This is a genomic window from Kribbella sp. NPDC050281 (genome assembly GCF_040655855.1).
Taxonomy (GTDB): Bacteria; Actinomycetota; Actinomycetes; order Propionibacteriales; family Kribbellaceae; genus Kribbella.
Genome location: NZ_JBFAKS010000033.1, coordinates 32,785 through 46,296, shown reverse-complemented (window position 1 = coordinate 46,296; position 13,512 = coordinate 32,785). Strand labels below are relative to the sequence as shown.

General features: G+C 65.9%; 16 protein-coding genes and 1 pseudogene. 6 read left to right on the top strand and 11 right to left on the bottom strand.

Going from position 1 to position 13,512, the window contains the following annotated elements:
• Window positions 1-963 precede the first annotated feature (963 nt).
• Window positions 964-1,455, bottom strand: a complete 492-nt coding sequence (locus tag AB0I34_RS30495) for a helix-turn-helix transcriptional regulator (protein WP_360451766.1) — start codon at window positions 1,453-1,455, stop codon at window positions 964-966.
• Window positions 1,456-1,616: 161 nt separating this feature from the next.
• On the opposite strand from AB0I34_RS30495, the gene AB0I34_RS30490 reads away from it, so the two are divergent.
• Entirely contained in the window at window positions 1,617-1,976 is a 360-nt protein-coding gene (locus AB0I34_RS30490; protein ID WP_360451764.1) for a hypothetical protein, read from the top strand.
• Window positions 1,977-1,997: 21 nt separating this feature from the next.
• Here the strand turns inward: AB0I34_RS30490 and AB0I34_RS30485 are convergent.
• From AB0I34_RS30485 to AB0I34_RS30465, 5 genes and pseudogenes are all read right to left on the bottom strand, one after another.
• A pseudogene (locus tag AB0I34_RS30485) lies at window positions 1,998-2,756 on the bottom strand (IS481 family transposase); the annotation flags it as partial.
• 165 nt (window positions 2,757-2,921) lie between these two features.
• Window positions 2,922-3,194 carry a hypothetical protein gene (locus AB0I34_RS30480; RefSeq protein WP_360451762.1) on the bottom strand — a complete coding sequence of 91 codons (273 nt, stop codon included), beginning with the start codon at window positions 3,192-3,194 and terminating at the stop codon, window positions 2,922-2,924.
• A 139-nt stretch (window positions 3,195-3,333) separates the two neighbouring features.
• Window positions 3,334-3,828: an SRPBCC domain-containing protein gene (locus AB0I34_RS30475; protein ID WP_360451760.1), complete on the bottom strand. Its 495-nt coding sequence runs from the start codon at window positions 3,826-3,828 to the stop codon at window positions 3,334-3,336.
• A 37-nt stretch (window positions 3,829-3,865) separates the two neighbouring features.
• A complete protein-coding gene (locus AB0I34_RS30470; RefSeq protein WP_360451758.1) occupies window positions 3,866-4,030 on the bottom strand; it encodes a hypothetical protein in 165 nt (54 codons plus the stop codon).
• A 180-nt stretch (window positions 4,031-4,210) separates the two neighbouring features.
• Window positions 4,211-4,336 carry a hypothetical protein gene (locus AB0I34_RS30465; RefSeq protein ID WP_360451756.1) on the bottom strand — a complete coding sequence of 42 codons (126 nt, stop codon included), beginning with the start codon at window positions 4,334-4,336 and terminating at the stop codon, window positions 4,211-4,213.
• Window positions 4,337-4,449: 113 nt separating this feature from the next.
• Here AB0I34_RS30465 and AB0I34_RS30460 point away from each other — a divergent pair, with 113 nt between their 5' ends.
• The gene (locus tag AB0I34_RS30460) at window positions 4,450-5,826 is read left to right on the top strand and encodes a PLP-dependent aminotransferase family protein (protein WP_360451754.1); all 1,377 of its coding nucleotides are present in this window, start codon (window positions 4,450-4,452) and stop codon (window positions 5,824-5,826) included.
• 3 nt (window positions 5,827-5,829) lie between these two features.
• Here the strand turns inward: AB0I34_RS30460 and AB0I34_RS30455 are convergent, their stop codons facing one another.
• From AB0I34_RS30455 to AB0I34_RS30440, 4 genes are all read right to left on the bottom strand, one after another.
• Window positions 5,830-6,999 (bottom strand): MFS transporter, encoded by a 1,170-nt coding sequence (locus AB0I34_RS30455; RefSeq protein ID WP_360451752.1) that lies wholly within the window; start codon window positions 6,997-6,999, stop codon window positions 5,830-5,832.
• A gap of 178 nt (window positions 7,000-7,177) precedes the next feature.
• A complete protein-coding gene (locus AB0I34_RS30450; protein WP_360451750.1) occupies window positions 7,178-7,372 on the bottom strand; it encodes a hypothetical protein in 195 nt (64 codons plus the stop codon).
• A 309-nt stretch (window positions 7,373-7,681) separates the two neighbouring features.
• On the bottom strand, window positions 7,682-8,185 hold the full coding sequence (locus AB0I34_RS30445; RefSeq protein WP_360451748.1) for a hypothetical protein: 504 nt from the start codon (window positions 8,183-8,185) through the stop codon (window positions 7,682-7,684).
• Between the two features lie 568 nt (window positions 8,186-8,753).
• Window positions 8,754-10,310 carry a hypothetical protein gene (locus tag AB0I34_RS30440; RefSeq protein ID WP_360451746.1) on the bottom strand — a complete coding sequence of 519 codons (1,557 nt, stop codon included), beginning with the start codon at window positions 10,308-10,310 and terminating at the stop codon, window positions 8,754-8,756.
• A gap of 885 nt (window positions 10,311-11,195) precedes the next feature.
• On the opposite strand from AB0I34_RS30440, the gene AB0I34_RS30435 reads away from it, so the two are divergent.
• The gene (locus AB0I34_RS30435; RefSeq protein ID WP_360451744.1) at window positions 11,196-11,726 is read left to right on the top strand and encodes a hypothetical protein; all 531 of its coding nucleotides are present in this window, start codon (window positions 11,196-11,198) and stop codon (window positions 11,724-11,726) included.
• Between the two features lie 62 nt (window positions 11,727-11,788).
• Here the strand turns inward: AB0I34_RS30435 and AB0I34_RS30430 are convergent, their stop codons facing one another.
• Window positions 11,789-12,061 carry an SOS response-associated peptidase family protein gene (locus AB0I34_RS30430; protein WP_360451742.1) on the bottom strand — a complete coding sequence of 91 codons (273 nt, stop codon included), beginning with the start codon at window positions 12,059-12,061 and terminating at the stop codon, window positions 11,789-11,791.
• A 195-nt stretch (window positions 12,062-12,256) separates the two neighbouring features.
• On the opposite strand from AB0I34_RS30430, the gene AB0I34_RS30425 reads away from it, so the two are divergent.
• From AB0I34_RS30425 to AB0I34_RS30415, 3 genes are all read left to right on the top strand, one after another.
• Window positions 12,257-12,604, top strand: a complete 348-nt coding sequence (locus AB0I34_RS30425; protein ID WP_360451740.1) for a hypothetical protein — start codon at window positions 12,257-12,259, stop codon at window positions 12,602-12,604.
• 59 nt (window positions 12,605-12,663) lie between these two features.
• Window positions 12,664-12,795 carry a hypothetical protein gene (locus tag AB0I34_RS30420; protein ID WP_360451738.1) on the top strand — a complete coding sequence of 44 codons (132 nt, stop codon included), beginning with the start codon at window positions 12,664-12,666 and terminating at the stop codon, window positions 12,793-12,795.
• 189 nt (window positions 12,796-12,984) lie between these two features.
• Window positions 12,985-13,380, top strand: a complete 396-nt coding sequence (locus AB0I34_RS30415; protein ID WP_360451736.1) for a hypothetical protein — start codon at window positions 12,985-12,987, stop codon at window positions 13,378-13,380.
• Window positions 13,381-13,512 lie beyond the last annotated feature (132 nt).

Here is a 13,512-nt window from a genome sequence, read left to right as displayed (position 1 = left end):
AATCTGGACCACCGTCATCTGATCAACACGGAATGAGCCAGTGGTGGCACGGGGAACGTCGTGGTGGATGCGCGTCGTACGTGGCCTCAACAGTTGAGGTCACGTCCCCGACATCGAGGCCGCCCTCGCCCGCCACGAGACCGCGATCACCACCGGCGGCGGACGGCAAAGGCCTGACGAGATAACGCATTTTCACCGAGAACGGCGCCTCAACCTTGTCGACCTCCTTCAGCTGAAAAGGCCGGAACACGCGATGGTCGACCGTAACGCCAAGCATGTCGAGAGACCTCTGAGATCCTTCATCCCAATTCCCAATGTCTCGTTCTCAGCCAGCAGCCATCCAGGTTCATTCACCCAGTGGGAACTCTCACACCACGGCTCGCCGGGTGCTTGACCGCTCTCCAGCTCCGCATCTCCAGGTTCGGCATCGGCGAAGACGTGGCGACGACCCATATTGGTCATGACAGCGACGGGTGTGGAGGCGACAACGGCGGTCACCTGCAGCTCATCTACCAATCTGCATCGGCCGGTACGTCCGCGGCACGCGCGATCCTCACCGTCAGCTACGACTCGGCACGGCGACCGGGTCAGCCGGCGACACGACGCACACCTCTTTCCGCACCTCAATCAGCGCGAGAAGATGGTGAGCGATGAGAATCGACGGGAACGAGGCCATCCCCGAATCCCTTGCCAGTAAGAGCTTTCGCTCATCATTGACCAACGGCGATCAAGCTCAGGTGGAAATCAGCGGGTTCGGGGTTCGAGTCCCTGGCGGCGCACAAAACAGCAGGTCAGAGGCGGGTTCCGCCTCTGAGGACCCATCCCAGATACGTTTTACGGGATGGGTTTTCTCGTTAGAGATCATCGGCGATCGTCTCCAGTGCGTCGGCGGCTGCCGGATTCTTAGCCTTCCGACCCATGTAGACGTCCTGGGTCAGAGACGGACGAGCGTGCCCGAGCTGGTCAGCGATCTGCCGGGCGGTTTGGCCGGCATCGTCGAGGATGGTCGCGGGTCGTCTTCCTGAATGCGTGCGATGTGATCCATGCCATAGCGTCTGCCGCGATCGGCGCGGATGCCTCAGCCGCGATCTCGATGACCTCCGACCGACGATCTGCCGGGGTGCCGTAGGCGGTGAGTATCAGCTCAACGTCTTGGACCTCGATGCGCACGCGCCCGTTCTCCATCAGGCTGACCCGATTCTGAGCGCAGCCGATCGAAGCCGCGGCTTCCTTCTGCGTGAGGCCGGCCAACTGGCGGCACTCCTTCAGAACGCGACCGAGGTCACGACGAAGCTCCGTACCGACCCGCGAACGAGCATCCCGGAAAGAACGGCGGGTGTTCGAGGGGTCACGGAAACCACCCGTGCTGTCCGCAAAGACCGGATCAGTCAGCCGGACGCCCTGTACGAAGCGCGCACGCAGCATCGCCACGCACCACGAGGGGATCTTGAGCACCCGCTCCCCCGCACGTGACTTCGTCGTGGTCCGCAGCAGTCCCTCGCCCTTGGCCCGGACGACCTGATCCTGGGACGCCGGCCAACGCACGCACAAGTAGCCGAATTGAGTGCGCTGGCACCCGGTAGCGCTTCTCACCTCCGTCACGGGATGATGCGGCCATGCGTCATGAGCCGCCCGAGACTACCTATGGACCGGACTACGGGCCCCGAATCGAGTGGGAGAACGGTGTCCTGGTGCAGGCGCTCCAAGCCTCCCAGGGCCGAATCGGTACCGCTGTTCGAGGACTGGCGGTCGAGGCCGGCTACGAGCGGGTGGTCCTGCATGCTTGCGTAAGCACCGATGACGCCGACACTCGCGAGGACATGCAGGAACTGGTTGACGAGCTGGAGTCGGCAATGGATCCAATCGTCGACCCGATGCCGAGCGTCGAGCTCCATCTGCAGGTCGGAGACACTGACCCGTCCTGGACCGGATATCACCACCGGCGGCTCTACCTGATGCACTGGCGTGCGCGGTAGCAATAGACCGCACGTCGACATCTAGATGTGGTGTCCAGGGACGTTGGTTAGTCGGGTGATGGATGGTTGGCCCCCAGGTGCGCTGTGGGGTCGGTGGTGATTGTAGAAGCGGATCCATCCGGGGAGGGCTGCTCGGCGTTGGGCTTCTGAGGTGTAGAAGCGGGCGTAGGCCCAGCCGTCGGCCAGGGTTCGGTGGAAGCGTTCGATCTTGCCGTTGGTCTGGGGGCGGTAGGGCCGGGTCTTCTTTGGTTTGATGCCGAGTTGTTGGCAGGTGTCTTGCCAGGCGCGGGAGCGGTAGGCCGAGCCGTTGTCGGACAAGACTCGTTCGACGGTGATGCCGCGTTCGGTGAACCAGGCGATGGTCCGGTGCAGGACGCCGATCGCGGTGGTGGCTTTCTCGTCGGTGTGGATTTCGACGTAGGCGACGCGGGAGTGGTCGTCGATGGCGGTGTGCAGGTAGGCGGTGCCGTTGTTGGGGTGGTACTTGTCGGTGTAGCCGGTGCGGGTCCTGGCGGTGTGCTGGGCGTTGCGGTTGCCCTGGTGGCGGCCGAGGTAGCGCCAACCGCCGCCGTCGGGGATGTTGCCGAACTTGGTCACATCGACGTGCAGTAGCGAACCGGGGTGGTCGTGTTCGTAGCGGCGCAGTGGTTCACCGGTGACCCGGTCGATCCGGGACAGTCGGTTGATCCGGCAGCGGACCAGTACGGCGTGCACGGTCGAGGCCGGCATACCGAGACGCCCCGCGATCTGCAGCGGGCCGAGCCGACGGTGCCACCGCAACCGACGGATAACAACCCTGCCTCCGCACAGCGCCGGACGAACTCGGCGGCCATCTCCAGCCGACGACCCTGCTGATCATCGCGCTTCCAGATCACCAGCAACTTCAGCGCCACCGCACCGGCCTCTCGGACGGCGACCGGATCGACGATCTCATCCAACCTCGTGTCAGTAACCGCCCCGCCGCGTTCCTGCGGTCAAGGCGTCGACCGCGACGATCCACGCCGGCCCGCGCGGAGCGTCGTACCCCGTTTCGAGCAGGAAGCCTGACGCGAGCGGCCCGAGATGCTCGGCGAGGGCGGTCTTGAACGCGGTGATCGCCTCCGGCTCGTCCGGCCGGCCATGCTCGGCAAGCATCGTCCGCAGACTCTCGCGCTGATCAATCGCAACCGTTGTGAAGGTGGCATCGGGATACGCGAGGGCATCGAGCATCGGTCTCATCAGAGCCTCCCCAGGCAGGTTCACCCAACCTATGGAATCGATGCCAGGATTGACCGTCCAGAACCTGGATGGCCATCCCTTCGGTGCCCCGACCGGGACCGGCGCCGACCATTGGCGGCGCCGGTCTGTCCGTGTCAGGTCATGCCAGGCTGTCGGGTTTGAAGAACTCGTCCCGCGGAACGTCCGGCTTGTCGGCTGTTGCGGACTCGGGATTGCCCTTCCCTTTCTCGATCAGGTTGCGCAGGCTGTCGCGGATGAAGAAGGTCCACGCGCTGGAGCACACCTCGTAGCATTCGTAGTCCGGCACGAGGCCGAACTGGGTGAAGGACAGCGTGCAGGCGTCTCCGGCGGGCTTGAGCTCGAAGACCATCCGGTTACCGAGCCACTCGGTCTGGTCCTCGATGAATTCGAAGGCGTTCTCGAGGACGAGCCATTCGACCCGCTTGTCCGGTATGACGTCTGTGACCCGGATCCGCGTGCGGTGGAGACCGTGAACCTCGAAGCCGAACTCGTCGCCGCGGTGGCTCGTGGCTCCTTCGATCGCCTCGTTCCACCAGCTCCGGGTGTCGAGGATGGCGGCAAACACTTCGGCCGGAGCACGGTCGATCGTCGCGGTGGTGGTGAAGTCGCTCATGGTTCTCCTTGAGTCAGTTGGCGGTTGCCGCCAAGCGTCAGCGGGCGGCCTCGATGGCATCGTTGCCCTCGAGTGAGTTGGGTCGGCCGGCGCCGCTGACGAGGAGGTCGCGGAGGCTGCCGTAGATGTATTGGTCCCAGGCGTTGGAGCACACGTCGTAGCACTCGTGTCCGGGGTTGAGGCCGTCGTGGGTGAACCGCACCTCGGCACGCTGTCGACGTCGGCCAGCTCGAAGACGAGCGAGGTACCGGTCCACTCTTCCTTGTCCTGCACGAAGCCGAGGAAACTCTCGTCGACCAGCGAGGCAACCCGTTCAGCCGGAACCAGTTCAGTGGTGCGCATCTTGGTGTAGTGCATGTCCTGGACGCGGTAGGTCTACTCGCTACCCAACTGGTCCGTGCTGCCGTCGATCCGTCCCCACCAGGCAGGAGACATCGAGAATCGCGGCGAATACCTCCTCGCGGGACCGGTCGGCGACGGTGAAGGTCATGGTCAGGTTGTGCGTCATGTCGTGCTCCTGTTCGGGCCGCGGATCGGCATGACAATCACGATGGCCGGTGGCCCGGTATGAACGTAAGCTCCAGTTTTGTGCCCGTTTCGTGGACCGGTTTGGGACCGGATTTGTCGATCGCGCTCGATCGTCACGCCGGGCGGCCGCTCCGCGCGCAGCTCGAGAACGAGCTGAGGCAGGCGATCCAGGACGGCCGGCTCGAGCCGGGTGAGCGGATGCCGTCTAGCCGAGTGCTCGCGGACCAGCTGGGGATCTCTCGTCGCCTCGTCACCGATTGCTATGAGCAACTGGTCAGTGAGGGTTATCTGGTCTCCCACCCCGGCGCGGCCACGATCGTGTCGCCGGGAGTCCAGCGCGTCAGCCCTGCGCCGCGGCCCCGGGCAGACATGTCCGAGTACGAGTTCAACTTCCGGCCTTTCGTCCCGGACCCGGCGAGCTTTCCGCGCGCGGACTGGCTCTGGGCGGCCGGTCAGGCCAGCCGCGGCCTTCCGTCGGCCAGGCTCGGGTACGAGGACGAGGCGCGGGGTCTGGTCGATCTGCGGGAGGTGATCGCCGCGTACGTCCGCAGGGTCCGCGGTGCGGTCGCTCAGCCGGACAACGTGGTTGTCACCGCGGGCTTCACCCAGGCGATCGGTCTGGTGCTCAGGGCACTCAATGAGCAGGGGATCAGAACAGTTGCGGTCGAGGACCCGGGTTCGACCTACCGCCAGGACGTGGCCGGGCGGATCGGCATGACCTGCGTGCCGATTCCCGTCGACGACGACGGACTCGACGTAACGGCCCTCGCCTCCTCAGGGGTCTCGGTGGTCGTTGTGACACCTGCGCACCAATCCCCGACCGGCGCGGTGATGTCCGCCGAACGCCGCCACGCGCTCATCGACTGGGCGAAGCGCACCGATGGCCTCGTGATCGAGGACGACTACGACGCCGAGTTCCGCTACGACAAGAGCCCCATCGGGACGTTGCAGGGTCTGGCGCCCGAACGGGTTGTCCTGCTTGGGTCGGTGAGCAAGTCGTTGGCTCCGGGACTGCGGATCGGCTGGGTCGTCTGCCCGTCACACCTCGTCGATCCTGTAGCCGATGGCAAGTACTTTGATGACGGCGGTAGTCCTGTCCTCGACCATCTGATCCTGGCCGAGCTGCTTCGCTCGGGCCGGTTCGACCGCCATCTCCGCCGGATGCGTCAGGTGTACGGCGCCCGCCGGTCGGTGCTCCTCGAGGCGCTGGAAGATGTGGGTCCAGCGGTCTCCGTCACCGGAGCTGCGGCCGGCCTGCACCTGGTACTGAACCTTCCCGCCGGGGTCAGTGAGCAAAACGTGATCGAGGAGGCGGCCCGTTGGTCGGTCGGGCTTCGCGGGATGAGCAGGTTCTGGCTGGAGTCCGGCTCCGACCGTCCGGCGCAGCTCGTCCTCGGCTTTGGTCTGCTCTCCGAGCGCGGCATCCGCGAGGGGATACGACGCGTCAGCGATGTCCTCACGTCGTACTGACGTTCACGGCTTCTGACGGGCACTCGCGAGATACACGGCGGCGACCAGTGCGGCAGCCACGGCAGCCGCGGCCCCACCGGCGTAGTTCAACTGATCGATGACGACGCCCACGAAGACGGCCCCGACCGCCCACCCGAGGTCGTACGCCGCATTCCACAGCGCGTTCGCCACGCCGACCCGAGCCGCGGGCAGCTGCGCAAGCATCGAGGCGATCGTCAGCGACTGAGCCACCCCGAAGCCCGCCCCCAGAGCCACAGCCGCCCCGATCAGCAGCGGGAGTCCTGGCGATCTCGCCATGGTGAGCGTCAAACCGGCGGCCCCTGGAAGCATCGAGGCGGCGATGGCCAACGACGGGGCGCTGCCGGCCCGATCGCACCATCGGGCCGCGAGCCAGCGCGCACCGGCCAACGATCCGGCCTGGACAAACAGCACCAGTGCTGCCGCGCCGCCGAGGTTTGCGGGCAGATGCGTGACCATGACACCGCTCAGTAGCGCGCCGGTTCCGATCCCCAGAGCGGAGCGCCGCGTGACCCACAAAGAGGCGCGGTCGGTCACCCACCACGTCGTACGAACTCGCGCGGGAGTCACCAGCGACCAGGCCGGAACCAGAGCCGTCAGAGGTCCGGCAGCCGCGACCACGAACACGCTGGTATAGCCGACGTTTCGGGCCATCCATACTCCCAATGGCAGTCCGATCAGGCCCGCGCAGGTTGACACGATGCCGAGCACGCTGAGCCCCTCCCCCCTTCGAGTTGCCGGCAGAGTCCACGAAGCCACCGACCCCACGCCGACCACGACGGCGGCGAAGGCACCGCCCCGTACGGCGGAGACCAAGACGAGCGTGATCCCGTCGGACACGAAGGGCCAGACGGCAGATGTCGCCGCCATCAGCGCCAACGCCGTGAGGAAGAAGACGCGATAGCCCAGGCGGGATCCAAGGGCCGGTGTCAGCAGACCGATGGCCATCGACGTGAACATCAGGACACCGGTCGACAGCCCAGGTGTCGTCTGCACCGCAGAATCACGCTCGGACAGATACAGCGGCACCACCGCCAGCAACAGGGAGAAGCTCGACAGACACCCGAAGTACACCGCGGCAAGGCCGATCAGAGAGCGCAGGAAGCCCGGCTTGGGTGTCGACCGGAAGACGTCATCAATCGTTGGATCAGGCATCCATCAAGCGTGTCGCCGGCACGCAGCACTGTCTGGTGCCGATCTGCGCTCGATTCCGGGGACCAGCGACAACCGGACGCACAACTGCCGCAATCGCTCCTAGGATGAAATCGAACGGTGGTGACGAGAAGGGCGGACGGACTTGTGACTGGCTACGTGGTTGCGCATCTGCCGCAGATCACCGAGGTCGCGTGCCGCCAGCGCTTCCGCTGGTCGGCCAGCGGCGATCGCTCCTGGCGCGCTGGACCTCGGCGACGTACTCGTCATAGTCGAAGTGGATGTCAGGCAAGTCCCACAGTTTGCCTTCGAAGTCACTGGCGGCTCGCTCGACGGGACCACTGAAGACACCGACGTAGTCCCGAAATCGACCCACGAGATCCGCCTGCGATCCGGCGAAGCGACATGAACGGCGCGATGACGCCGCACCCGGCCTCGCGGCAGGAACACCGATACACGGCCACGCGACTCCCAGATCGTCGGGAACCAGTGGCGACGGTACGCCGAGAATCTTGTCGGGATGGAAACCCCACCAACCCCGCGCGACCTGCTCGAACGGGTTGCGGCCGTTGACTGAGATGCTGACGTCGGGTCAGTCCACTCTTTCCGTCAAGGTCTTCGACACCGGGGGTCAACACAGCGAGGCCGGTCGCGGCCTCGGGAACGTCAGTCATGCGAGCGGCAGTCAGTCTGCGCAGCACGCAAACCACCAGCCGGCCTCGCCGGGGACCGGGGTGTACGCGACCAGGTCAGTGGCCGTCTTCGGGTACAGGTCGTCGGGGTCGTACAGAAGTTCCCACGACGTGGCGAACGGCGCACCGTCGGTTGACGTGAAGACGGCGTAGCGGAGGTCGCGACTGGTGAAGTTCCCTCCCGCGCGGTCGATCGGCGTAGCCGACTCCTCTAGAGCGGCAGTAACTCGGGCGTGGTCCGCCCGCGCGATGTCGTCGAAGGGGGCCGGGTCGCCGCTGGATCCGCCGCAGTACTCCGGGTCGCCGTCGATGAAGTCACCGCGGGGGTAGGTGAGGTTGGCACAATCGGGCTCGTCCATGACGTACTCGACCTGCAGGTCCTCGACCACGGGCAGGACCGTCGTCTCGAGACTCGCGACGTACTCGGCTTTCTCCGCATCCGACGGCAGATCGCCGCGGATCGCCCGCCAGGCGAGGAACCCCAGAACGGCAGCCACCACCACAACAACGGCAACGACGCGCCACCAATGCCTGGACGTGGCACCCGAAGACACCTCAATCATGAGAACCCCCGCAAAAAGAAGGCCGCATGAAGAACTCTACGCGGACCTCCGCGGCTGCGGTCGGCTGCGATCGCCGACGCCTAATCTAAGGTCGAACTCCGATGACACGGAGGGGCAGCATGAGCGAGGAACAGGGCGTCGACCACGCATATTCGCCACGACATATCACTGACCATTGACAAATACCCGCCTGAACTGATCCGCCAGATGCTCGCAGAGACTGGCTTCATCGAGGTCGGGACCCTTCTCGACCAAGGCGAGAGACCTCACGTCTGCGTCATGGCACGCAAACCGCAGTACCCCCTGGTCTGCACAGCAATGACCGCCCGGCTTGACCATCAGCGGTCTTGCCAGCACCGCCAGTGCCTACAACCAGCCAGTACCTCGACCCGCACAAGGCTGTAGATGCACCACGTCGAACCGATGCCTCCGGAACCATTGCCGAGATCGCCACTTGACTCCTACAACCCATCGGAGGTCTTACCGGCACTAGTGACTCGTTTCATGGCCCAGGCGTGGATGGTCTCGTTTTTCCATCGCCACGGCGCGGGGCAGGGCGGCGGGCCGGCAGCGCCGTCAACGCCAGCGCGATCAGAACCGGAACATCGCCGAGCAAGTACCGGGAACGCCCCAGGAACAGCAGGGTGAAGGCCGCAATGCCCGCGATGGTCACGGCCATGAGCAGGACCTCCCGGCTACACCGCCCCCGCAGAAGTCCCCAGCCCGCAGCCATCAGGAGTACCACCCACAGAACCTGCGCGACGTGCACCCGGACGGCATAAGCCGGACCGTTCGGCGTGTTCACCGCCGCGACGAGATCCGACTGCCAGCCGTGCCGCAACGGCGGCACATCCATGTCCGTTCCCTCTCCCCTGGCCCAGAACATGCCATCTCCCCAAAGGAAGAGCATCTTGGACGCCATGAACCGCGCGGTCCCCACTGGCCCGCGCCTGTCCCAGGCCTGCTCGATGTAGTGCCGGGAGATTCGGTTCTGCTCGTCGTGGGACTTGGCCCAGGTGCGCCGGTTCACCTCCCGGTCGAACCCGCCGTACGTCGGCTTCGCTGTCTCGGAGGTCTGGACGCGGACGCCAGCAGCCACATACATGAGCGGAGCAGCGGAAAACCCCTGTTTCAACGGGGGCAGGTCTGCCACCACCGTCGACGCGGCGGTAGCCAGCTGCACGGTGACGAAGAAAGCGGTCACCGACAAGGCGACGAAGGCCACGCCGGACGGGCGCGCTCGAAGCCGTGCAGAGCTCCTGCCCGCCAGGAGAAGCGCCAGCGCCGCGGCGACCAGACCCACGACAGGAAAGATCCTCAGAACGTAGCCGATGGCAAGAACCCCGCCAAAGGCGAGCGCGGCGACGATCCGCCCGGCCTTTCGGCCGGCTCGGGCCCAGTAAACGAACAGGAACACGGCCACCGGCGGGGCCCAGACCCCTGACACGTCCGTGTACGGCACGGAGGTCCAGGGCGACAGGCCAATCAGGACGAACAGGGCGATCATCGCCACGAGGGCACGACGAGGACCGGCCAGCATCCGAACGGTGGCGACCATGGCGAGTCCCGCCAACGCCAGGGACGCGGAGTTCATCAGCGCGAAAGTGGCCTCGTAGTCCAGCCCGATCCGCTCGCCCTGCCGGGCGAGCCGCCCCAGCGCCAGAACGGCGTGATTGTTCGGATATCTCGAGAAGTAATCGACCATGTACGTCGAGTACGTCTCCGGCGCACGGCCAGATGACGTCTTGATCAGCCGAGCGTCCCAGGTGGGGATGTAGGCCCCCCACCAGGCCACGAACCCGGTCGCCATCACCATGAGGGCGCCGACGATGCCGATGATCAGATTCCAGGCGCGGTCAGTGAACCGGGATTCCCGCCGTCGACCGCGGCGCATCCATCCGGCGAAGGCAGCCGCCGACGCGGCGACTGCCAACAGCAGCCACACTGGACTGTATTCGTTGTTCGACATCCGGGGCGCCACCAGAATGCCGGCGGACACCAGCACCGCAACACCGCCGATCACCCGGCACGCCATCGACCCGATGCGCCCACAGCGCATGATTGCCCCCCAGTTTCGTCCCCCCCGCGCCCCGCGCCCTGAATCGGAGCCGCGTGCTCCTTCGGCGCAGTCACGGCATCCGCGGTGCGGGAGGCTTCGACCTACTTGATCTCCCTGATGTGCTCAGCACTGCTCCGGTGGTACGCGTCCATCCGATCGAGCAGCGGGCCCGCCGAGGATTGGCGGCGCGCGGATGTCCGCCCGGGCCTTCGGATTCCCCGCTGATGTCGGCACCGGACTCTGTGGGTTCGGTTGAGCCATTCCACCGGGGCGTCCTGACCTGCGGCGCCGGTCGTCTCTGGCGCCGCGCCTGCGATCGGTGGGAGGCCGTCGACGCACCCCCGTCCCCGTGGGAGCGGCAGGTCTGGCCCGGAACGCCGGGGATACGCCGCGACGCCGGGCAACAGCCTCGCTTACCATTCGACGCCCCACACGCTTCCCTCCCCCAGCCGCGCAATGCAGCCCCAGCCCCAGCCCCCATCCCCAGGCCCTGGACCGATCGGGAACGCCTGCGGCGGGTTCGCTGAACGCTCCCCGGCCTCCGCCTCGCGACGTCGCTTCCCCGAGTTTCCGGCATAGACCCCAATACGTGGATATCACGATCTTGCACTTGATGAAAAGAGTTGACCGGCCACTTCGCCGATGTCGCCAGAATTCCACGCGGCGATCGGTAGCGCGGTCGGTTTGCCGCCGGCAATCAATCAATGTGCGAATGTCGTCGGTGGTGCAGCGCAAAGGATGTGCGGCTTCTCAAGGGATCGGGCCGTCGCGGTCACGGGGACGGTGAAGGACACGAGCCGGCCGGACCCAGGTCTGAAGACCCAGTGCATCAGGGTCCGAGTGCCCTGGTGAGCCTGCTGGGCTGCGTTCACGGGTGAAGCATGAGTGCTGACCAACCGTCGAAAACCAGCCCGGAAGGGGGCGACCCACCGGGGACCGCCGGCCGCCGCCGCTGCCGGAGACGTCCTCTCCGGCGAGCAGGTCTCCCACGCGGTGATCGATCTGGATGCTCTCGGGCAAATGTGGCCAGCGCCGACAGGTGATCCTTTCAACATCGGCGTCACGCTTGGCAACCTGCGTGCGATGGCCGCGAACTACCTGGCGGCGAACGTCGAGTGGCTGCTTGTCTCCGGGGTGGTGGAGACGCGATCAGACCGTGATCGGTATCAGCGAGCGTTGGGGACGCGGCTTCAGGTTTGTCGTCTACGAGCGGATGAACCGGAGCTGAGTCGTCGGCTTCGCACACGTCACGTTGGCGAGCCGGAGGCGATGGCCTGGCATCTTGAGCGGGCCGGACAGTTGGACGGGATCCTCGACGCGGCCAGCGTGGATGATTTCGAGGTCCTGACCACCGGCAGAGGAATTCGCGAGGTTGCAACCGAGGCGTTAGAAGCGGCGCGACGCTCGCCCATGTGAGGAATGTGATCCGGGGCCATCTATTCGGTCTCCGGGCTGCCCTGTCACCGATCCTTTACGTGTCAGGCGTCGACTGTCGGAATCCCGAGATCGACGGGCGCTTGGGACGTCCGCTGCGTGGTCCGGCTAAAACCCCAGCGGAACGTGCGGAGCTCGCGCGCCGGATCCGCGTCCTCGCCGGCGCCCTGCGGGACGCGGGCGACCACCACCGGATTGTCCTTGGTCGGCGTCACGTTGAAGTCCTGGCCGCACAGCTCGTCGGCGTTGCTCTTGTCGACGACGAAACGCTCGAGGAGCTCGGCGCGGCTGGCCACCGAGGCGTATCGACCACACATGCCCGCCAGGCTGCCACGCTCGACCGACCAGCCTCGGTGTAGATCCCGCCGCGGCTTAGCTCTGACCTGGCGAGTTGGCGCCAGTTCGGCCTACCGGTACCCGTCCGGACCGAGGGTGGAGCCGACGGAGTTAGTCCGCGAACGGTCAATCCTCGGCCAACGAGGAACTCCGCAAGGGATGGAGTGTCGATGAGAATGTCCTTCTTCACACGCCGTTCGCGCCAAGCCTCCCGAGAGCACGCGACCGAAGTGCTGCACCGCGAGCGGCACTTCGGGCGGAAGTGCGATCAAGAAGAAGCGCGGGACTGTCTGCGCGACAGGGAAGCCTGGCGTGAGGTCGATGTCCTGCTCGCTGCTGGCGTGTTCCGCGATGAAGCTGAGGTGAAGGCGAAGGCGCCGGAGCGGGAGGCCGATGGCGCGATCGGCACAGTCCGTGGACCCTTCGGCCTTCCGTTCGCTGCCGTCTCGGTGGGGCATGTGCTGGCTCGCGCCGCCGCTATCCGATCCGGCGCCGTGCTCAACCTCATGGGTGGTGCGAAGTGACGCGACTCGGCCAGCGGCTATCTCCGAGGACACGCCTTGGGCTCGGCTGCCTGGCGGTCATGGCGGCTGTGATCGCCGTGTTCGTCTTGTACCTGGTCCTCGCCACCTACGTGTTCAGCACCGGCGATGACGGTCCCAGCCCCGGCGCCGCCCCGCACTCGATCGTCTCGACTTCACGGAGTACCGCATGAGAACCCTGCTCAGTATCGCTGTCTGGCTGCTGATGGGTTCTACGACATCGACAAGGCCTACCTGGTCCAGACGATGCGGTGTGATGCCGATCACGACCGGCAGCACACCGAGCGCGGCCGCGACATCGGGATCCTGCGTCTTCCAGCTCAAGGTCGACCGGACCGACCAGTGAGCGTGGGGATCGCGTCATGAGAGTGCGTTTGGGCGATGATGCCGTCGTGACTCCAGATGACCTCAGGCGAGCGTTGACCGACGCGCACGGACAGGCCGTGGCGACATGCTTGGCGGCCTTGGACGAGCCGGAGGCAAGCGTTCATGCCGACTGGGCGGACAGGGATCCGGTGGCGACCTCGAACCTTCTGACGATCTACCGCCGTCGTGCCGGCCACGTTGAAGACATCGGGTTGCCGAGTCTGGGGTTCCGGGAGGCCGTTCAACGTCTGGAGGAGACGCCTCACACGTCCTTACGGCTCGCGGGCGTGGAAGGCGCTACGGGCTACCCCGCCTGCGTCGTATTCCTCGCGCCCGACAAGGCCGCCGTCGTCGCTGCGCTCGCCGTGCTCGGACCCATGCCACCGACCTGATCTTGGTCACCGCTCACCGGCATGACCGCATCGGCCGGCCGCCTGCGTTGGTCGCCTGGCGTCTAGCCTGTCGCACACCAGCTGACCGAAATGTGTCGCGGATCTGTTGGGGGATCACAAGGAGGGGGTCCC